The following is a 20,215-nucleotide window of genomic DNA, read 5'->3' as shown; positions in this document are numbered from 1 at the left end:
ACATGGAGCAAAGCATTATCTTTTTCGATATCGACGGTACGCTGGTAGACGAGCAAAAAAACGTGCCGCAATCCGCCAAAGACGCGATCCTCGAACTTAAAAAACAAGGTCATATCGTGGCCATCGCGACGGGACGGCCGCAGTTTATGTTCAAAGAAATCCGCGAGGAGCTGGGCATCGACACGTACGTCAGCTATAGCGGTCAATACGTCGTGCTGAACGGCCAGGTCATCTACACCAATCCGATCAATAAAAGTTCGCTGGAGCAAATGACGGAGATCGCCATAAAACACAATCACCCGGTCATCCTGATCGACGACGAGGAAATGAAAGCCACCGTGCCCAACGACGAATTCGTCGCGCAAGGCTTCGGTATGCTATTTAACTACATCTCGCTCGCAACGCCGGACCCGGACTTTTATAAAACGGGCTTCGTGTACCAGGCTTCGCTGTTCTGCAACGAAGAAGACCAAAAACTATACGACGCGGTCTTCCCTGCCTTGTCCTTTATCCGCTGGAGCCCCATCTCCGCGGACGTACTGCCGGCAGGCGGAAGCAAACTCGAAGGCATCCGCAAAATCACGGACAAACTCGGCATCCCGCCGGAGCGCCAATACGCGTTCGGCGATGCGTTGAACGATATGGAAATGCTGAGCGGCATTCCCAACAGCGTCGCGATGGGCAACGGCCTGCCGGAAGTCAAAGCCGTCGCGAAATGGGTGACGAAAACGAACGAAGACGACGGAATCGCGTATGGCCTCAAATTGGCCGGACTGCTTTAAAGTCCTATTCGTTGGTAATGGCTTAGGGGCGTAGGGGGAACTTCGCGGATTATGCTTCCGAAGTGCATTTCTTCGAAATGCTGTACCTTCACTGAAATTCCCCTCTGCCCTTGCCGTTTACCAGCTCATAAGCTTCAAAGCAAAAGGCGGCAGAAGAGTGCAACATGCTATACTAACAAAAGAATTACGGACGGGGCTATGACGGCCGGCGGGTGTTCGTTTATCAAACCTTTGGAGGTTCATATTATTTATGCTTACTTTTGAACAAAAAATCGCGGTCTTGGAGTCGTTCCCGGAGCTTACGCGCAATGACGTGTCAATGGGACGGGTCAATTATCATTTTGAAGGCAGCGTGCACGAAAAGAAAATCGTCGGTTATCGCTTCCATCCGAACGGCAACGGCTTCGTGTTTGCGGGGTTGGTCGGGGATTACGATACGGATGATAAAGGCTTCGTGAATGTACGCGACTTTACCGAAACGGAACTGCGCGAGATCGTGGATGCTTCGATTCGTTCGTTGTCTTCGGATAGAGAAACCAGTCCGTCGAAGCCTGTTTCCGCAGCTTCGGCGCAATCGACAGGAGACGAGATCTGGACGGACGGGGACGGGCAGGAGCTGATTCTCAAGTTCGAAGACGAGACATTTTTCATCTATTCGGGATCTAGCCTGGAGATGGCGTTCGAGACGCGCGAGGAATCGGAAGAATATTTGGCGGAAGAAGGCTTTACGTTTAACCGCAAGTAAAGCCGGGTCGTGCGTTTTGAAGCGTTCGATCTTTTCTTCGGATAAAAGGCAAAGGAAAGGTCGTAACCTGCATCCGATCTTGCATGATTGACAAAAACCGCTTGAGGATACGTACGAACGTATCTCCAAACGGTTTTTTTGTTATCTTTCGGTTTTTTGTTATCTTTCGCTTTTTTCGCGATCCGTGACTTTCCTTCGTATGCCGATCAGGAAAAAGCCCCTCCGATCGCATTGGCGATCGCGTTCGGCCAGAAAGTACGCTGACCGCGCAGCACTTCGATACCTTGCACCACCGCGACCCATTCGTATTCGTTCACGCTTCCTTGCATGCCGTCTTCCGTTTGCAGCCAATACTCGCCGCCTTTGACCCAATGCTTTTTCTTATCGACGAAAGCCGCGTCTCCGTTGGTGTCTTCGATCCGGTAGCCGCCCCCGTCATGCTCGATCCGGTAATACCCGCGCAGGCCGGCATCGTATCCGTAGTACGTTTCAAGACCGTTTTTCTCCCGGCTCAAACGCCCCACGACCTCTTCTCGCTCATCCCGTATCGCCCATTTGCCCGATGAACGCTCCACGCAGCCACGGTATAGCACGTAATCGTCGCCGTCGAGTACATACAGACCGTTATCGCCTTCTCCGTTATAATCGATCGAGCCTTTTCGATTTCCGCCGATTTGACGAATAACGCCTTTACCGAATGGCCTTTTTTGTCCGCAAAAATAAAGCTCCATGCCTGCCTCCCCCTTCGGTTCGATGCTGACACCCTTTTTCCGTGCTAATTCCAATCTCCTCCGTCGCTATGCGCATCAGCCAAGTCAGCCTGCATATCTTCCGCGATAGATTGGATATCTTCCGGCGTGATCTGGATCAGCGGGTATCCTTCTTCTTCACGCATCTGAAGCGCCGCTTCCCGGAAGTAACGCGGACTGCCCGGCGAAGCCTCGTCATCGTAGACCAGCAGCATCCCGTCGCTTTTGCGCAATAACAGTCCGTCCCGCGCTTTGAACTGCCAGGGACCGCTGTAGGATTCTTTGCTGACCAACCCGTAATAGTCGATCTGCTTCAGCAGCGTCTGCCAATATTCTTTTTTCTCGTCGCTCCACTTCTCATCCATCCCGGCAAAAGCCGCAAGAACGGACAGTTTGAGCTGCGGATAGTCTTGTTTGAGTTCGATCACCGCTTCGCACGCCCAGAGATCAACGCCGTATTGGCCGGGAGTCAGCACCCATTCCAGCCCTTCCTCGATCAGCGGAATCAGCCGGCGCTTGATCGCTTCGCGAATAAACGGGATACCGGGATGCTTCTGGTTGAAAATCCCGAGTTCGTTCGCGCGGTAGCCGGTGACCAGCAAATTTTTCACGTTCGTCTAGCCTCCCTGATGTCTTTCCTTCCAGTGTACCATATGCGGCAATCCGTTTTTTTATGTACCGCTAGTGCCATGACCGCTTAATAGGTTAGGATACGCCCCTCGAAAACCCGCTTGAACCGTGCGTGTTTCCGATGAACGCAAACCTTGGATTGGATGCGGCCAAAGTACTAACCTCCGGAATTTGCTGCCGATCGCTGTCGTTTGCGAATCGCGTTGACGCCCATCACAACCGCGATCATCTCGTAATCGGGTAGCCTGGAGCGATTCTGCAATCGGTAAGCGCCGCTGCGAATCCAGCCGCTCGTTCGAGCGAATTCCGCCACTTCGGTTCCGTTTTCCGTGATGATATATTCTTTTGAAAAGTTGGGCGATTCGATCTCGTATACACCGCGCTCGCCCGCATCGTACTCGAATTTTTTGGTGAACAGCGTGAATCTTGGACGAAGCAGCCCGATATCCCGTTCACTTGCATCCAGCACCCGCCAACGCCGCAGCATCAGCTGGAACCGGCCTGAATAAAGCAGCTCGCCGCGGGGTCCATACACATCCAGCGCCGAACCGATCATGCTTCTGAGATCCAGCCTTCCTGCCGCTTCGCCGGATTGATTCAAAATTTCTGTCTGCCCCGCGTTAAAAAAGTTATCCGAAAAATAAAGTTCCATACGTACGCCTCCTTTTCCCTACTGCCTTGCCGTTTCAGGTCGCGCAGTACCCGATCTCGCCAAGTTCGCTCACGAAGCCTCGTCATTACCATTCTCGCTCCCGGCCTCGATCGTATTCGAAGCTGGTCTTCTTTCCCTTGAAATTTAGCTTGCCAGGTACGGTACGCCTAAGCTTTTTTTACCCTGTTTGGGCTGATAAATCCCGTATGGACGCCAAACGTCCCAATTACCCAATAAATCGTTTAATAGGAACAGATGGTGGTTAATGGTTACTGCCGACCTTACATACTTCGACAGGTTCCAAGACTTGCTCATGCTTACCCGTCGGTCATTACATTTTTGGAAGGATGAATTTGACAATGAAAAAAAAGCTGACTGCGATCGCACTTGGTGCGGTACTTACTTTGACGGCTTCAGCCGGTGTCTATGCAGGTGCCAACATCCAGGAAATCCGTGCCTCCCTAAACAACGGTCTCGGCATCGTGGTGAACGGCAGCGCATACACGCCTAAAGACGGCAACGGCAAAACGCTCGCTCCGATCACGTACAACGGCACAACTTACCTGCCTGTGCGCTCGATCGGCGAAGCTCTGAATACCTCGGTAACCTATGATGCAAAAAATAGCCGCGTCGTGATCGGTGGCGGTACTTCTTCCGGTTCGACCGGTGGGAATACTTCGACGCCGACAACGCCTTCGACAGGATCGTCTTCCGTTCAACGTCCGACTACGATCCCTACCGATTTCCCTCTGCCGTCCGACGCCAAGGTCTACGATCTGGTTGAAGGCGTAGCAGGCGGAACAGGCACGCCGTCGGCAACATTCAAGTACACGACGAAACAGGATCTGTTGTCGCTGGGCAATACGTACAAGCAATACTTTGCGAAAAAAGGCGCTACCAGCAAAATGGAAGAAGTCAGCGCGTCGGCTATCACTATTGTAGACGCAGGCGGATCGTTCGCCGTTACGATTGATGCCAAACTGGGAACCGGCAGCAACAAAGGCTTCAACGTGGTCGATATCGTATGGAGCGGAAAATAATCCGCGGATTACCAGCCCAATAAGCAAAAAGAAACAGCTTCGCTGTCCCGATCAGGGAAACGAAGCTGTTTTTGTGCGGAATCGTCCCATGAGCACCGTATCGTAGTAACAACCGTCCGCATGTTTGCGATCGTTTTTCAATACGCCTTCGGTCTCGCCGTCGATTTGCACGCGTAACGCCGAACATTCAGCCGCATCGCCTACCTCGGCGTGACGAACCGTGTACCCCAATCCTTTTCCCGCAAAAATCTTCGCTTCCATCCCCTTAACGCTCCCTTCCCTTTCCAACGCCCAATCATGTTATTCTAACGGAAAGGATCGCGAACCGACAATCGAAAGGAGCATACCGAATTGGAGCAGCCTGTGAAAAAGTATCAAAGCGGCGTCGAAGCCACCCTGGACGTCATCGGTGGCAAATGGAAAAGCATTATTTTATATCATCTGGTGGACGAAAAAAGACGGTTCAATGAGTTGCGACGCCTGACTCCGAGCATCAGCCACAAAATGTTGACCCAACAGCTTCGGGAATTGGAACGGGACGGTCTGGTTTTTCGCCATGATTACAACGAAGTCCCTCCCCGCGTCGAATACGAATTGAGCGAGTACGGCCAAGGACTGATCGGCGTGCTGGACTTTTTTTGCTACTGGGGCGAAGCGCATCTGGAACGGGTCTACGGGGACAAAAGTGTGGCGTTGGAAGGTCCTTTTATGAGCGAAGAAGAGATGTTGCAGATCGCGAGCGGTGCGGGATTGAAGCGAGAATAACCGATCGGAGGCGTGCGGTTACCGAAAAGTGCGTACTTAACAAACGTTTCCTCCCCTTCTACAATGAGCCTTGTACTTGAGAATTGAGCAAGACGAATACGGAAGGAGTGTTTGGAAATGAAAACGTTGGTAATTGCCGCGCATCCTGCATTGGAGACTTCGCGCATTAACCGGAAGTGGCTGGAGGAAATTCGCAAATATCCGGAAGAGATTACAGTCAGCTCGTTGTACGAAAAATACCCGGACAGCGTGATCGATATTGCCGCGGAACAAAAGCTGGTCGAAGAGCATGATCGCATCATTTTGCAATTCCCGTTCTACTGGTTCAACTGCCCGCCGCTGATGAAGCAATGGCTGGACGAAGTGCTACTGGAAGGCTGGGCGTACGGCGAAGGTTCGTGGTTGTTCGAGCACAAGAAAACGATTGGCCTTGCGGTATCCGTCGGTGTTAAAAAGCAGGATTACAGCCCGAGCGGCGAATACCTGCACGAAATGAGCACGCTGCTGCTTCCGTTCGAAATGACGGCGCGTTATTTGAAAAGCGGCTACGAAGAACCGTTTATCCACTACGGCGTCAATTCGCGGACAAGCGAGGATGAACTTCGGAGGAGTGCGGAGCGGTATATGGGGCATTTGTTGGGAGCGACGGAAAACGTGGTCTAACAGATGCTCATCCAACTTACTTTAATCAAAAGACACAATCCCCAAAAGGAGACGTGTCTTTTTGGGATGTAGATCTTTTGCATATATTCAATTCACATTGAACATTTAATGGTTAATTTGATTTTTTTCATATTATTATAAAATATGATTAAAAGGAGGTTTTTTAATGAGAATTATTAAAAGAGTTTTATTACTTTTTTTCGTGTTATCAGTTGTAAACGTTATCCAAAAAACTTATGCACATGAGATGTATTACTCTGGGAGTTCACCCAATTGGACTGCAATTCCAATAAAATGGGCCAATTTAAACAACGGACAAGCTTATTTAAAAATCAATGGAGATAATTTGGACTCTTCATACACCAGTGCTTATCAAACTGCTTCAAAATTATGGGATACTTATTCCCAAAAAGTTACTATTGCTCAGACTGGGTTCGGCTCTTCAAACGTAGATATTGCTTCTGCGACCAAAACATATTGGGATAGCCGATTTGGAATCAGTGGGGGTAGGGATTATTGCTATTGCTGGCTTGCGAAGCACTGACGGTCTACTGATTAGCAGTTCCAATGTTCAAAGTTCTTCCAAAAAAATTGCTTCTGCGCAAATTTATATGACGCCTTACTCTTCCAATTACAGTAGTACCAATCCAGGAAACCATCGAGTAGCGGTCATGACGCATGAGATCGGACATGTTTTGGGATTAGGACATCCCAACGATATTTATTATCCTGTCAATGCAGAATCCGTTATGCGGACTTGGGGCAATTACGAGGGCTATTACACTCCCAAAACGCATGATACGAATGATTTAAACAACAAGTATTGAATGGAGGTAGATCGGAATGAAACGGTTTTTAATCATAATCCTGTCTATAATGACGATAGCAGGTTGTTCTAATGCCCTCTCGTCTTCGCAGCCTCAAAAAGATCTTTCGCTTTCTGCTGAGCGAGTTCAGGAATTAAGAAAAACGTATCCTGTATCCGGTGGCAGTCCCGCGAATTTGGAGATGCGCGATATTCCGTTCGAAGAAGTGCTTTCTTATGCGGATGCCGTCGTCGTTGTCACCATTGGCGAACGCAACCCGGACCTTGAAGTCGGACTGATTACGGAACCCGGAACGCCGGAAGGGAATTTATCCGAAAAGCAAGAAGCGCAAGGTGCAAAGCCTGCCTCCGCTACATTCATTTCTTATCAGGCACAAGTCAAAGAGGCTGTTGCGGGAGCCGAAGTCGGCCAAGAAATTAACTTGATCGTCAGTGAAGAACTGCAATCGGTGGAACCGGTCTTGCAGCCAGGCATGGAAATTTTGACAGCGATCAAAAAAGGAATAGGCGAAGAACAACAAAACAACTACTCGTTTACCCGTTATGGCACATACTATGTAGTTGACGACAATTATGTACTTTCTGCTTTTGAAGCAGAAGACCAAGATACGAGCACTTTTACAGAAGACACAAACGGAAAAACATTGGAGAACTTGATCGAAAAGGTACAGGAAATCAAAGCGGAATAACAGCAGCGAATCAAAAAGTCTGTAACGAACCCTGTGTGGTTTCGTTACAGACTAAACTACTGACAAACACTATTTTAAAAAGGAAAAGACTTGATATTCAAGTCCTTTTCCTTTTTTACTGCACTTTCGCCTTCACCGACTGCGTCGTCACCAGCTTGCCTTGCTTGTCATACGCCAGTACGTCAATCGTGATGTTCTTGCCTTTATACTTAGAAAAGTCGATCTCCGCCGTCCACGGAGGGGTCGTCGCGACGCCCGCCTGCGTGCCGCCAATCTTGTAAATGACTTTGCCGAGCGTCGGCGACCAGGTTTTGACGTAGCCGGAGACTTTCAGCTTTTGCGCCGGAACGATAGTTGTGATGGGATTGTAAGACAGCGTGGTGCTGTCGCCTATATCGCTCAGGTAATACGGATCGGCGATCGCTTTTTTGTAGCTTGCCAGCATCTTCTCGTTGTTGGATAATCCGTAGTATTTGACCCGGTCGGTGGTGCCTTTGGCATCGACGTCGAACCAGAAAGCGGCTTTCACTTTCGGGTACTTCATCGGCAGCGTGGCGTACAACTGCTGCATTTGATAAACGGACCAGTCGGTGACGTCGCGCATTTTTTCCGGATACATATAAGATACCGCGCCTTCCGCGATCATGATCGGCTTCCGGTCGGCGTACCACTTGTATACCGCGTCCAACTTGGCGATATGGCTGCTGCGGTCGATACCCTGGCCCAGCGGATCGGCGGTCGGACTGTAGATCGAATACAAGCTGACGCCGACCCAATCCACGTACTTGTCGCCCGGGTAGTAGCTTTGGATATTGTCGATCGGATTGGCGCCCGGCGCCCACAGCATCGCGACGTTTTTCGGGGCTTCCTTGTGGAACACGTCGGCGACCAGTCGGAATTTCTGGATATACGTCTGCGGCGTGCTTTTCCAAGGCGTCCAGTTTCCGTTCATCTCATTGGCAAAACGAAGAAAGATCGGCACGCCGGACGCGGCTGCGTCTTTGGCGAGCTGGTGCAGATAGGCGTCGTCTTTCACCTCGGCCATCCCGCGAAGCGGCTGCACGCCCAGTTCGATTGCCGTCCCGTTGCGTTTGGCCGCATTGATATGCGATTGAATCGTCGACAGCGACGTGCCGTAGGTGAAGTAGATTAGGTAACCGGCGTGCTTTTTGCCTGTAAATGCCGGATATTCGTCCGCGTAAAACTTACCGCCGGCGGAGTTGTGCACTTTTTTGTTTTGCTCCGCGTACGCGCCGAGCAGAATCCCGTTCGCCGGTTCCAAAGGAGCCAGATCGCGGGTGCGGTTTTTCAAAGCTGCCGCGGACAGCCCCGTCTCGTAATAAAGCTGGACCGAGCTGCGCAGCGCGTCGGCTTTGCGCTGCACGGCGATGCTGTCTTGCACCAGGTTCACTTTCGCGTAATACATCGCTTCGAGGTCCCAGCTCGTCACGGCTTTGTCGTACTGCTTAAGCTTGACGTAAGCTTCGCCCGCGTTGCGGTACATGCGCCCCGCATTGCCGTAGTCCCGGCTTGCCGCCATTTCCCGTCCGGCTTGCTCGTATTTGGCGATCGCCTGCGCATATTTGCCTTGCTTATCTAGTCGCATAGCGTCGTTATAAAGATTCCATACGCTTGCCGCTTGTACGCTTTGCGGATGCACGGAAGCCGCCGTTCCCGTCAGCAGCGCGGCGGCCAATATGACGGCTCCCCATTTTTTGAACCTTGTTCGTGTTCCCCTCAACACGCTCATCCCCTTCTTGTCTCTGTTGCCTGCTGGTTTGCTTGCAGGCTATCTTTTCCTTTATCGGCAAAAAGGCCCCTCGCATGAAGAGAGGGGCAGTTTGAAATCCTGTTCGCAGGGGCAAAGCTGGGGTGCTGCGGGAGAACAGTTTTTAAACCATAGAGTGTTAAAAAACAAAAGAGGAGCCATACAATCTGCTCCTCTGTTCCAAGTCCTTAATATATTATTCCCCTTCCAAGATCAAAGGAGAAGATTTATTGAAAAGCCTGCTTCGATGAAAGCGAAGAGCGGAGAGAGAAATTCAGTTTAAAACGCCTTTGAACCCGGAAAACATACAACTTAAATTCAAATCAAGTTTTCCGGGTGAGACAGCGTTTTGAACGAATTTCTCCCGCAGCGCCCCCCGCTTTCACCCCCGAACAGGATGTTCAAAACTAAACCTCACAGTTTGAACTTGGCGCTCAAACGTTGGAGTTCTTCGGCCATCTCGGACAGCGAAACGGCCCCGGCCGACATTTCCTGCATCGCGGCCGCTTGTTGTTCGGACACGGCGGAGACGTTTTGGATCTCTTCGGACGTGCGCTCCATCTGCGAGCCGCCTTCCATGATCGCCGAAGCGACCGTTTCGACGACTTGGACCATCTCGCCGGAAGCCTGGGCGGCCTGGTCGGTTTGCATGCCGACGCGGCTTACCGTTTCGCGAATGCGGCCGAACAGTTCGCCGGTCGCCTGAATCGCTTCGCTTCCCGCGGTTACGCGATTCGACGCGTCCCCGATCACTTCGCTCAGACGCGACGTATCGGCTTGAACCAGGTCGATCATGCCGATGATTTGCGCGGCCGAAGCGGAAGATTGCTCGGCCAGCTTGCCGACCTCGGACGCGACGACGGCAAATCCGCGTCCTTGTTCGCCGGCTCTCGCGGCTTCGATCGAAGCGTTAAGAGCAAGCAGGTTGGTTTGTTTGGCGATGCCGGTAATCAATTGCACGATACCGCCGATTTCCACGGAACGCTGATTCAACGCCTCGACTGCTTGCGTCATTTCGGACATACTCAGCGTGGTCGATTCCATCTGCCGCACCGCTTCGCCGACGATCTCCGCGCCTTGTTCCGAATGCGAGCTGGCGTGCGCCGCCGCTTCGGACGATTCCCCCACGCGGTCGCGGATCACGACGATCTTGTCCAACATGCGCTGCATCAGTTGACCGCCGGAACGCGAAGTCGCAAGCTGCGTTTCGCTCGATTCGGCCATGCGCTGCATCGAGGACGCGGCGTGTTCCGCCCCTTCCGCGCTTTCCTGGGCAACCGATTTGAACTCTTCGGCGGAAGCCGCCAAAGCATTCGCCGACCGGCCGACTTCAAGCAGAACGTCGCGTTGGCTTTCTCCCATTTGACGCAGCGCCGAAGACAGACGACCCAGTTCGCCTTTGAGTCCGGTCGGCAGTTCGTCGATCTTGTCGAGTTCGCCTTTTGCCATATAACCCACTTGACGGGTCAATTGCCCCAACGGACGCGTGATGCTGCGGGAGATCAGGAAAGACAGCAGCACCGACAGCAGCACCGCGCTGATCAGAGCACCGATCGAGATGAACAGGATACGTCCGGTCTCGTCCCGTTGAGCGAAAGCGGAATCGTTCATCGTTTGGATCTTCTCGTCCATCGACGTGCGCAGCGCGTCCGTCATCTGGTTGACGACATCCTGCGTTTGCTGCTGCAAAGCGGCCGCTTCGTCGTCTTTGTTGTCTTGCGACAGTTGAAGGATTTGCGTCACCGTTTGTTCGTAAGCTTCGGCTGCTTGACGGAACGTCTCCGCGCCTTCGATCTCTTCCGGAGTTTTCAGCGTGGCCGCATACGTATCGATCGCCGAACCCAGTTCTTCGATCGCTTTTTCGATAGCGGCCCGGCTTTCGTTCATGTCCGCGCTGCTCGTTTGCAAAATATTGCGCATGGTCAATTGGTCGATCGTTTTCAGTCGGTCGTTCACTTTTTCCAGCATGACCACATTGGGAATATCCCGGTCTTTCAATTCGTCTGCCCGATCTCTCAGGTTCGAAGTGCCGACGTTCGTTAGCGTGTTCAAAATGATGATTAATACGATAATGGCGCCAAATCCGCTGAACAACTTCTGTCTGATCGTAAGCTTCATCTGGTTGTCTCTCCTCTTTTGTCCCTGAAAATTTCCGAAAATTCAATTGCACTCCATATACTTCGGCAAGCTGCTTGCTTTTGTTAAGTCCAAACTCCTTTTTTCGACAAAAAAAGACCAACCGGCTTGCGCCGATTGGTCTGATCAATCCAGGATAGGAACAACGGGGAATCAGAATGCCGGATACGTGTCCGTGTATTCTTCCTCCAGGAACTTTTTGACTTCCGGGCCGCGCATGCGTTCCGCCAGTTTTTGGATCGCCGGGTCGTCTTTGTTGTCTTCGCGCGCCATCAGGGTGATGGCGAACGCCTGCATGTCTTTTTCGACGATCAACGCGTCTTTTTTCGCCGACAGACCCAGCGGTTTCGCGTAAGCCGGGTACATCGTCACCAGATCGGCGTCGTCCATCATGCGGTTCAGCGTCAGCAGATCGACTTCTTTGAACTGGTAGTTTTTCGGGTTCGACGTGATATCTTGCAGCGTGGCTTTGATGCCGACGCCTTTTTTGAGTTCGATCATATCGTTCTGCTCCAGCAGCAGCAACGAGTGCGCGATGTTCGGCGGATCGTTCGGGATCGCGATGATCGCGTTATCCGGCAGTTCGTCGACCGACTTGTACTTTTTGGAATAACCGGCGTACAGCGCGTTGTAAACTGGTTGAACCGGTACGATATTCGCGCCTTTGGCTTCGTTATAAGCTTCGGCGTAAGGCACGTGCTGGAAGAAGTTCGCGTCCACTTCTTTGTTCGCCAGCGCGTCGTTCGGTTGGATATTGTCCGACATCTCGACGATCTCCAGGTTGATGCCGTCTTCGACGAGCAGCGGCTTCACGAGCAGCAGGATCGCGTCCATCGGCGCAGGCAGGGAAGCGACTTTCAGCGTGGTCAATTCTTTGCTGTCGGTATTTTCGGTAGTTGCCGTTTTGTCCGTCGCGTCGGCCGCGTTGTTCGATGTGGTCGTCGCGCTTTGCCCGCAACCGGCCAGAACGAGAAACAGTGCGGTCAAAATCAGAAGCAGAGACTTTTTCATAATCGTGTGGTACCCCCGTTGAAAGATTATTTGAGTTGCTGTATTGCTTAACGTTTGTCAATCTTGCGCGAAATGGTACTGCCGAGCACTTGCACGATCTGGACGAGCAGCACCATCAGAACGATCATGCAGATCGTGACGTCCATCTCGAAACGTTGATACCCGTAGCGGATCGCGAAATCGCCTACACCGCCGCCTCCCACGATCCCAACGACCGTCGAGTACGAGATAAAGCTGACGATGGAAGTCGTGAGTCCCAACACCAGACCCGAACGGGCTTCGACGTACAGGAACTTCCAAACGATCTCCAGCCGCGACGCGCCCATCGAACGAGCTGCTTCGATCACGCCGCGCGGCACTTCCACCAGCGCTTGCTCGACAAGCCGCGAGTAACCGGCGATCGCGACGATGGCGAGCGGGATGGTGGCCGCCGTCGTGCCGATCGTCGTCCCGACGATCAGCCGGGTCAGCGGGAACATGAACACGACCAGCAGCAGAAACGGGAACGAGCGGATCACATTGACCAATGTATTCAAAAACACCGATGCTCCGCGATTTTCCAACATTCCGCCCGGCCGGGTAACAAAGATCAGCGTCCCCAGCGGAATGCCCAGAATTACAGCCGCAATCGTGGACATGCCCACCATATAGAACGTCTGCCCGATCGCTTCCCAGATCTGCTCGTGGTACTGCGCCCAGATTTCCATAATCCGTTCGATGCTCATTGCGCGTCCTCCTTATGTACAAGGCCCAAGATCTGCTCCCGGTACGACAGGTTCGGACGAACGCGTTCTTCCGAGCGCTTCGGCAGATCGAACGTATCGACGACCGCGCCCATTTCCATAACCGATACGCGCGTGCAGATTTGCCGGACCACTTCCATCTCGTGCGTGACGATCACAATGGTGACGCCCAGCGTCCGATTGATATGCAGCAGCGTGTTCAGCAGATCTTCCGTCGTCTGCGGATCGAGCGCCGACGTCGGCTCGTCGCACAGCAGCAGCTTCGGATTGCTCGCCATCGCCCGCGCGATCGCGACCCGCTGCTTTTGTCCGCCGCTGAGTTGGGCCGGATACTGCCGCACTTTGTCTTCCAGGCCGACGAAGCTCAGCACTTCCGTGATCCGGCGTTCCCGGTCCCGCTTGGGCGTTCTCGCCAGTTCCAGCGCGGCCGCCACGTTGCCATGAACGGTACGGTTATGAACCAGATTGAACTGTTGAAAAATCATGCCGATCGACCGCCGCGCTTCGCGCAACTCCCGTTCGCTGACCCGCATCAGATCACGTTCTTCGAACAACACGCTTCCTTCATCCGGCCGTTCCAACAGATTCATCAGCCGCAGCAGCGTGGATTTGCCGGCTCCGCTCGTTCCGATGATCCCGTGGATGCCGCCTGTCTCGATCTCCATGCTAACCGGAAGAACAGCCTGAAACGTCTGGCCCTGCGACGTATACGACTTACTGACTTTTTGCAGGGATAGAATAGCCGCTCCCTCCTTGTACCAGTATTTTCACTTCGCTGTTACATTCTTTAATCGTCTAAATTATAAGACAATCTATACGCTGTGTCACCATTTTTACAAAGAATTTTAATAATATTTTTACAATCTGCGCAATGGCGGGCATGCTTGTTGACGCAACGAAAAAGAGTGAAACGTTTTTGTAAAGGTTTCGCTTTTCGTTGACCGCTGTTCAATACCCGGAGCGGCGGAAAAGAAACACGCGAAGCACCTGAAACAGCAACACCCCGGAAACGGCGCCGTACACCGCATGAACCGACAACCACCACAACCACGAAGGCAAACTGTCGATCGGAGGCGTGCCGCCCGAAGAAAGCAGAGTGGTCGGATACAGCAGCGCGCCGATTAAGATGCCAACCGCGGCGGTCGCGCCCGTCATCTTGCTTCCCGATAGCCGCCCCCCGCGCGCCAGACGTTCCCAGATCAACCCCAAAATTATGCACAGCACGATTGAAATGACCAGATGAATACCGAACTCCGCCCGCTCGCTCAACCGGAATTCTTTTAACACCGGCACGTAATCCGCATTGAGCAGCAGCCGATACACCTCGTGTCCGGTAAAGTGCTGAACGGCTTTAAGCGCCAGACCGAGCAGCACGCCCGACAGCAATCCCGCCAATCCGTAAAAAAGAAGACTCGAAACCCGACCGCGTGCGAAAAAGCGTTCCGTTTCGCGCCCTGCCGACCATGTTCCCGTGCTATTTCCGGCGCTTGAAGATTCCCGGCGATGCGCACGCTGCGCAGATGAAGCTTTATTGTCCCTTTTTCCCATGCCGCTCCTCCTTTCGATCTATCTTCTTTTACCCTCAACTCGCGCGCTTGCCTTTCCGGCTTACATCGCTTACGTTTTGAACAGACAAGCAGACTTATTCGGCTTCCGCCCAAAATCCGGTCTGCCGCGGAGGAATCTATGACTTTGATCGACTTGACCCGGCTGTTGCTCGACGACACTCCCGTTTTTCCTGGCGACAGCGCCATGACACTTAAACAGACACGGAATCTGGACGAAGACGGCTACTGCAACCACGAACTGACGATCAATATGCACACCGGAACCCATATCGACGGCCCGATGCACATGACGGACTCGCGCACGTTTATCAGCGATATGCCTTTGGAGCGTTTTGTCGGAAAAGGCTGCGTGCTCGACGTCAGCGGTCAGCGCGAGATCGACTTCAAGCCGGAATACGAAACAATCGTCGAAGAAAACGTGATCCTGCTGCTGCATACCGGTCACGGCGAGTTGTTCGGGCAGCCGCAGTATTTTACCGATTATCCGGTGTTGACCGAACGCTTCGCCGAATGGCTGGTACGCAAAAAAGTGAAAATGGTCGGCTTCGACACGCCTTCTCCCGACAAAGACCCGTACGCGGTGCATTTGACTTTTATGAATCACGGCATTTTGATCGCGGAAAACCTGACGAACCTCGACCGGCTGCTGCAAACCCGTTCGTTCGAAGTGTTCGCTTTGCCGCTTCGAATCCGCGCCGACGCTTCGATGGCGAGAGTCATCGCTCGTTTCGCGTAAAAAAAAGACGTACGGTTTTTTGCCGTACGTCTTGGTGTGTCGGGAAAGTCACGTTGACGTACGGCTTCAAACCATACCCCGTTTTATTTAACGCTATGATGTTGTTGGTAGGAAATAACCTTTGCCCTTGATCTCCTGTACTTGATCTTTTGCCTTTAATCCCTTCCTACCACACTCCACAGAAGGTTCGGGGCAGAGGGGAGAATCCGGGGAGATGTCGCCTTTGAAGTCGGGAAGCGTCCTTTTAAAATCCATCCAGCTTCCCGACTGAGACAGCGACTCGACCGGATTCTCCCCGTCGCCCACGCGCCTTCCCCCCTCCTACCACACTCCACAGAAGGTTCGGGGCAGAGGGGAGAATCCAGGGAGATGTCGCCTTTGAAGTCGGGAAGCGTCCTTTTAAAATCTATCCAGCTTCCCGACTGAGACAGCGACTCGACCGGATTCTCCCCGTCGCCCATGCACCTTACACCTTACACCTCTAAATATTCGCGGATTCCCGCAACGATCGCGGCGGCTACGCGGTTTTGCCAGGCGGGGTCGGTGATTTTTTCGACGTCGCCGCCTGCGTAGAGGAAGCCGGTTTCGACCAGCGCGGTCGGCATATTGGATTCGCGGTCGACGTGCAGGTTCTGGTATTTCGCTTTGCGGTCGGGCAGTCCGGTGGCGACGATCACGTATTTATGGATCGTTTCCGCCAGCAACTTGCTTTCCGGCTTGGTGTACAGCGTTTCCGTGCCGCTTGTCGGCTTGGTACCTTTGGTCATGCTGTTGGCGTGGATCGAGACCATGATGTCGGCATTGAGGCTTTCCGCGATATCGACCCGGCCTTGCAGGGAAACGGCGGTGTCGTCGCTGCGCGTCATCACCACGTCCAACCCGTCGACTTGCTTGAGCAATGCTTCGACTTTGAGCGCCATGTCCAGATTGACGTCTTTTTCCATCAAAGTCGGCCCTCCGGTATAGATCGCTCCCGTCGCGCTGCCTCCGTGTCCGGCGTCGATCACGACGATCTTTTTGCCGTCGTCGCCTACGCCCGGCGTGGAAGGACCGCTTTGGCGGTTGAGGTCGACGAAGAACAGATTGCCTTCGCGGTACGTTTCGTAATTTTTCGCTTGCTTCAGGTCGATGACGATCCGTACGCGCAGCGGCGAATCGTTGTTCAGCGCGAAACGGATGCCCGTCACGTCGGTCGAACCGACGGCGGAGATGTTTCCCTGCTGACCGACCAGCAGCCCTTGCGCTTCCGCGAACACGGGGCTGAACGAGGTGTCCGGCAAGTCGATCACGATCCGGTTAGGCGACGTGACGGCGGATACTTTGGGCGTGACGCTGCCGCTGGTCGAGATCATCAGGCGATTTTCGCTGAAGCTGACCTGCTCGACGAGCGCGGACGTGGTCGGCGTGCCGCCCGGCACTTCGGCCGGCGGATCGACATCGTCGTTCGGTCCCGTGCCGCCCGGTTGTTCCAGCGGAGGCGGCGAGGTCAGAAAGACCGTTTTCGCGCCATTGTCCCATTTGACCGTCAAACCCATCTCCGTACCTACGAAGCGTAGAGGAACATAAGTCGTATTGCTTTGGGAAAAAGGCGCCTGCTCCAGCGTGATCGGCCCTTCCGGCGAATCGGCGGCCCGGCTGCCGAGCGTCAGCGTCACGCGGTCGCCCGAAGGGCCGACCGTGACTTGGCGGCTCGACGAATTCCAACCTACCGCATAACCCAACTCTTCCGAGATGACCCGGATCGGAACCATTGTCGTGCCTTTTACGGTCAAAACGTCCCTGGCACCGGTCACTTCCCTGTCGTCCAGAACGATCTTGGTAGCCGAAGCTGCCTGACCCACCTGTACCGAAAAGAAAAACACCGCCGCCAAAGCAAAAAACGCCGCGATCGCCACTTTGCTCCATGTTGCTTGTCTTGGTGTCGCTTTCATTCTTTTCCCACCTCGTATCTCTCCTTTTGCGAAATTTCAAAAAACAAAAACGCCGAATCGGCGCCTCATTGCTATAGACGTACGTTTGCCGGATAAAGTTCCTGAGCGGACGGCTACGGAAATAAAAAATAACGCCGAAGTCCTTCGCGGGACGTTCGGCGTCGCGGTAAAAGCTTTGATCTTTGAAAAAGGCGCGGCATCGCGATACGTCAAACCGAATCGAAAACGCTTCGGCGCCGCTCGTTATTTTTTGCTTTTGTTTTCCTGACGCTCCATCTCTTTGCTCACCTGACGCAAATACTCCGGAGCATCCATATCGTTCGGCACGACCATTTCGATCAGGCACAATTTGTCCGAGCGTTGAAGTTCGGCGTCGCGGAAAGCCCGCGCCAATTCGCCGATCGTACGTACACGTTCCGTATATGCCTGACCGCCAAACGCTTCGACCAGCTTTAGATAATTCCAGCCCGGAATTTCGTTGTACGATTGGCGCTCGGTCGGCGTGCGGAAATTCAGATGCTTTTCGATCGTATAGCCGCGGTTGTTCAGCACGAAAATGATCGGCTTGCAGCCGTACGCCATCATGGAACTCAGTTCCTGCACCGTCATCTGAAGCGAGCCGTCGCCCGTGAACAGCAGCACGCGGCGCTTGGGAGCGGCGATGCACGCGCCCAAAGTCGCAGGCGTCGCGTACCCGATACTTTGCCAGCCGCCTTGCGCGATATACGTCGCTCCTTGCGGAAGCTGGACTTGCGATAACCCGTAAGCGAGCGTGCCCGTTTCAGCCACGACGATATCGCCCGGTTGCAGCAAACGCTGGATCAACGGATAGTATTCTTTCGCCGTCAGCGCATGGCTACCGTCGAGCTGGGTGCCGCTATTATAAGGGTAATCTGCGGCAGGCACGGGCTGTTCGGCCGTCAAACCGAGTCCGGTCAGCTCGTTCAGCATGTCCGCGCCCAAAATATCCGTATAGGTCTGGCCGCCGACGATCGTGGATTCCGGATGGATCACGATCGTTTTTTTCGGATTCGGTTCCGAGCCTTCCCCACCCAGATTCGTATCGGACGGCACGTAACCCGCGATAATCAGGCAATCCGCTTGTTCGACGACCGCACGCACGCCTTCGCTGCCCGTTTGGCCGCCGTACGTGCCGATATGGTTCGGATGGCTTTCGTCGAATCCGCCTTTGCCCGTGATCGTGGACGCGACCGGAATTTGAAGCTGTTCCGCAAGCGCGCGCACGAGCGGTTCCCATTTCCAGCTTTTCACCTGCGTATCGCTGAGCAGCACGACCTGTTTCGCCGATTTCAGCATTTTGCGAGCTTGGCGCGAAGCCGACTTCAGCGAAGACTCGTTCGTTTTCGGCTGCTCCAGTTTCGGCACTTTCATCGCCAGCGGCTGCTGCACGAGATCCAGCGCCACCGACAGGTAGACCGGCTTTTTGGTACGTTTGGCGATATGGATCGCTTTCGGTATCTCGACCGTTGCGTTGTCCGGCGTCAAGATCGCGGTATACGCGGAGATCGGCTCGTACACGCGGCGGAAAGCGTCGAAATCGCCGTCCATTAGCGTATGGTGCAAAAGCTTTTGCTGTTTTTGTTTTTGCGATTTCGGCGATCCGACGATATGCACGATCGGCACGTTTTCGCTGTAAGCGCCCGCGATAGCATTGACCGCGCTCAACTCGCCCACGCCGAACGTGGTGATCAGCGCCGCGAGACCTTTTACCCTTGCGTAACCGTCCGCCGCATACCCGCCGTTCAGCTCGTTGCGAGCCGGAACCAGCTTGACGCCTTCGTACTGCTCCAACGTATCCAGCAGCGTGAAATTGTAATCGCCCGGTACGCCGAACACTTCGGTCACGCCTTCTTTTTTTAAACAATCGAACAAATAGGTGCCGAGCGTTGCTTGCCCCTCTCCCTGTGCGTTCGAACGAACTTTTCCCATAATTGTTTTGGCCATGCTGGCACACTCCTTCCGCGATCGCTGACTGCCCCTCGGCGCTGCGCCGAACGGTCAGCCTCTAACTATGATTACCCCGGAAGCGGGGCGATAGGTCATTATTTTGCGAAAATTGCTAATACCTTCCGTAACCCTGCACTTTGATAAGACGTTCAATCCTTCAGACACACTTGTTGAAAAGGAGCGATTTCCATTACCGATTCCAGTCATGTACGCAACCGAAAGCTTGTCATCACCTACGGGTCCGATATGGACCATAGCAACATGAACAACCTTGTCCGCTCGCTGCTTGAACCTTATGAAGGGCAGATGTGGCAAACCGATTATTTAAATCCCATACTGCGAAAAGGTGCCGACTTCATTGTAAACCTTGAGATCCTGGAAACCAACCCGAACAAGCCTTTCGAAACCTTCGCCTTCGCCGACTATCACCTGAACCAAGCGCAATTCGACGGCTTTTTATATCAGTTGCGAAAACTCAAAGGCACCCACGTCCTCGGCCACCCCAACATCCGCGGACATGCCGAAGTATTGAGGGGCGATCTGGAATTCCAGTTTTTGGTGGTCCATACGCAAAACCAGGAAGAACTTCTTGTCTATTACGCGCGCCAAGACTTTGCAGCCGACAAACTCCTTTTCCCTCTAATTCCGTTACTCCCTCCCCAAGACCGCCACATCCTCCTCCCCGTCGGCGGCGACCCGTTCATCAAGCAACAAACACTCGAAACCTGGCTCAATCGCGTCCTGTCTCTGTCTAAACATGATCTTTCCGCCTACACCTACACCGGCCAATAGTACTCTCTACCAAGTGAAGGC

The 20,215-nt window shown here is 53.4% G+C and carries 21 protein-coding genes; 9 read left to right on the top strand and 12 right to left on the bottom strand.

Annotation, left to right across the window (positions count from 1 at the left end):
- Positions 1 to 2: 2 nt before the first annotated feature.
- Complete coding sequence (locus WKI47_RS24405; RefSeq protein WP_340229806.1) at positions 3 to 782, top strand: Cof-type HAD-IIB family hydrolase; 780 nt, start codon at positions 3 to 5, stop codon at positions 780 to 782.
- Positions 783 to 1,032: 250 nt separating this feature from the next.
- Positions 1,033 to 1,527: a hypothetical protein gene (locus WKI47_RS24400; RefSeq protein WP_340229805.1), complete on the top strand. Its 495-nt coding sequence runs from the start codon at positions 1,033 to 1,035 to the stop codon at positions 1,525 to 1,527.
- Between the two features lie 206 nt (positions 1,528 to 1,733).
- Here WKI47_RS24400 and WKI47_RS24395 read toward each other — a convergent pair whose 3' ends face one another.
- From WKI47_RS24395 to WKI47_RS24385, 3 genes are all read right to left on the bottom strand, one after another.
- The gene (locus tag WKI47_RS24395) at positions 1,734 to 2,258 is read right to left on the bottom strand and encodes a hypothetical protein (RefSeq protein WP_340229804.1); all 525 of its coding nucleotides are present in this window, start codon (positions 2,256 to 2,258) and stop codon (positions 1,734 to 1,736) included.
- Positions 2,259 to 2,302: 44 nt separating this feature from the next.
- Positions 2,303 to 2,887 carry a DUF1273 domain-containing protein gene (locus WKI47_RS24390; RefSeq protein ID WP_340229803.1) on the bottom strand — a complete coding sequence of 195 codons (585 nt, stop codon included), beginning with the start codon at positions 2,885 to 2,887 and terminating at the stop codon, positions 2,303 to 2,305.
- Positions 2,888 to 3,063: 176 nt separating this feature from the next.
- Positions 3,064 to 3,558: a hypothetical protein gene (locus tag WKI47_RS24385; RefSeq protein ID WP_340229802.1), complete on the bottom strand. Its 495-nt coding sequence runs from the start codon at positions 3,556 to 3,558 to the stop codon at positions 3,064 to 3,066.
- 359 nt (positions 3,559 to 3,917) lie between these two features.
- Here WKI47_RS24385 and WKI47_RS24380 point away from each other — a divergent pair, with 359 nt between their 5' ends.
- Positions 3,918 to 4,598, top strand: coding sequence for a stalk domain-containing protein (locus WKI47_RS24380; protein WP_340229801.1), 681 nt, complete (start codon positions 3,918 to 3,920; stop codon positions 4,596 to 4,598).
- A gap of 51 nt (positions 4,599 to 4,649) precedes the next feature.
- Here the strand turns inward: WKI47_RS24380 and WKI47_RS24375 are convergent, their stop codons facing one another.
- Positions 4,650 to 4,859 (bottom strand): hypothetical protein, encoded by a 210-nt coding sequence (locus tag WKI47_RS24375; RefSeq protein ID WP_340229800.1) that lies wholly within the window; start codon positions 4,857 to 4,859, stop codon positions 4,650 to 4,652.
- A gap of 90 nt (positions 4,860 to 4,949) precedes the next feature.
- Here WKI47_RS24375 and WKI47_RS24370 point away from each other — a divergent pair, with 90 nt between their 5' ends.
- From WKI47_RS24370 to WKI47_RS24355, 4 genes are all read left to right on the top strand, one after another.
- The gene (locus WKI47_RS24370) at positions 4,950 to 5,363 is read left to right on the top strand and encodes a helix-turn-helix domain-containing protein (protein WP_340229799.1); all 414 of its coding nucleotides are present in this window, start codon (positions 4,950 to 4,952) and stop codon (positions 5,361 to 5,363) included.
- 117 nt (positions 5,364 to 5,480) lie between these two features.
- Positions 5,481 to 6,026, top strand: a complete 546-nt coding sequence (locus WKI47_RS24365; protein WP_340229798.1) for an NAD(P)H-dependent oxidoreductase — start codon at positions 5,481 to 5,483, stop codon at positions 6,024 to 6,026.
- 166 nt (positions 6,027 to 6,192) lie between these two features.
- Positions 6,193 to 6,570 (top strand): hypothetical protein, encoded by a 378-nt coding sequence (locus WKI47_RS24360; protein WP_340229797.1) that lies wholly within the window; start codon positions 6,193 to 6,195, stop codon positions 6,568 to 6,570.
- Positions 6,571 to 7,028: 458 nt separating this feature from the next.
- Positions 7,029 to 7,541 carry a hypothetical protein gene (locus WKI47_RS24355; RefSeq protein ID WP_340229796.1) on the top strand — a complete coding sequence of 171 codons (513 nt, stop codon included), beginning with the start codon at positions 7,029 to 7,031 and terminating at the stop codon, positions 7,539 to 7,541.
- A 115-nt stretch (positions 7,542 to 7,656) separates the two neighbouring features.
- Here WKI47_RS24355 and WKI47_RS24350 read toward each other — a convergent pair whose 3' ends face one another.
- From WKI47_RS24350 to WKI47_RS24325, 6 genes are all read right to left on the bottom strand, one after another.
- Positions 7,657 to 9,282, bottom strand: a complete 1,626-nt coding sequence (locus tag WKI47_RS24350; RefSeq protein WP_425355508.1) for a glycosyl hydrolase — start codon at positions 9,280 to 9,282, stop codon at positions 7,657 to 7,659.
- 441 nt (positions 9,283 to 9,723) lie between these two features.
- Complete coding sequence (locus WKI47_RS24345; protein ID WP_340229794.1) at positions 9,724 to 11,427, bottom strand: methyl-accepting chemotaxis protein; 1,704 nt, start codon at positions 11,425 to 11,427, stop codon at positions 9,724 to 9,726.
- A 171-nt stretch (positions 11,428 to 11,598) separates the two neighbouring features.
- Positions 11,599 to 12,456, bottom strand: coding sequence for a MetQ/NlpA family ABC transporter substrate-binding protein (locus WKI47_RS24340; protein ID WP_340229793.1), 858 nt, complete (start codon positions 12,454 to 12,456; stop codon positions 11,599 to 11,601).
- 47 nt (positions 12,457 to 12,503) lie between these two features.
- The gene (locus WKI47_RS24335; protein WP_340229792.1) at positions 12,504 to 13,181 is read right to left on the bottom strand and encodes a methionine ABC transporter permease; all 678 of its coding nucleotides are present in this window, start codon (positions 13,179 to 13,181) and stop codon (positions 12,504 to 12,506) included.
- The gene (locus tag WKI47_RS24330; RefSeq protein ID WP_340229820.1) at positions 13,178 to 13,939 is read right to left on the bottom strand and encodes a methionine ABC transporter ATP-binding protein; all 762 of its coding nucleotides are present in this window, start codon (positions 13,937 to 13,939) and stop codon (positions 13,178 to 13,180) included. The genes WKI47_RS24335 and WKI47_RS24330 overlap by 4 nt, the downstream gene beginning before the upstream one ends.
- Positions 13,940 to 14,147: 208 nt before the next feature.
- Positions 14,148 to 14,747 carry a hypothetical protein gene (locus tag WKI47_RS24325; RefSeq protein WP_340229791.1) on the bottom strand — a complete coding sequence of 200 codons (600 nt, stop codon included), beginning with the start codon at positions 14,745 to 14,747 and terminating at the stop codon, positions 14,148 to 14,150.
- A 138-nt stretch (positions 14,748 to 14,885) separates the two neighbouring features.
- Here WKI47_RS24325 and WKI47_RS24320 point away from each other — a divergent pair, with 138 nt between their 5' ends.
- Positions 14,886 to 15,503: a cyclase family protein gene (locus WKI47_RS24320; RefSeq protein WP_340229790.1), complete on the top strand. Its 618-nt coding sequence runs from the start codon at positions 14,886 to 14,888 to the stop codon at positions 15,501 to 15,503.
- Positions 15,504 to 15,976: 473 nt separating this feature from the next.
- On the opposite strand, the gene WKI47_RS24315 is transcribed toward WKI47_RS24320, so the two are convergent.
- Both WKI47_RS24315 and WKI47_RS24310 read right to left on the bottom strand, forming a co-directional pair.
- The gene (locus WKI47_RS24315; RefSeq protein WP_340229789.1) at positions 15,977 to 17,434 is read right to left on the bottom strand and encodes an N-acetylmuramoyl-L-alanine amidase family protein; all 1,458 of its coding nucleotides are present in this window, start codon (positions 17,432 to 17,434) and stop codon (positions 15,977 to 15,979) included.
- 243 nt (positions 17,435 to 17,677) lie between these two features.
- Positions 17,678 to 19,399, bottom strand: coding sequence for an alpha-keto acid decarboxylase family protein (locus WKI47_RS24310; RefSeq protein WP_340229788.1), 1,722 nt, complete (start codon positions 19,397 to 19,399; stop codon positions 17,678 to 17,680).
- Positions 19,400 to 19,648: 249 nt separating this feature from the next.
- On the opposite strand from WKI47_RS24310, the gene WKI47_RS24305 reads away from it, so the two are divergent.
- The gene (locus tag WKI47_RS24305; protein ID WP_340229787.1) at positions 19,649 to 20,194 is read left to right on the top strand and encodes a hypothetical protein; all 546 of its coding nucleotides are present in this window, start codon (positions 19,649 to 19,651) and stop codon (positions 20,192 to 20,194) included.
- Positions 20,195 to 20,215 lie beyond the last annotated feature (21 nt).

Source organism: Saccharibacillus sacchari (assembly GCF_037722395.1).
GTDB lineage: Bacteria > Bacillota > Bacilli > Paenibacillales > Paenibacillaceae > Saccharibacillus > Saccharibacillus sacchari_A.
Note: the sequence above shows the minus strand (reverse complement) of the source record. Positions and strands in the feature narration are given on the sequence as shown.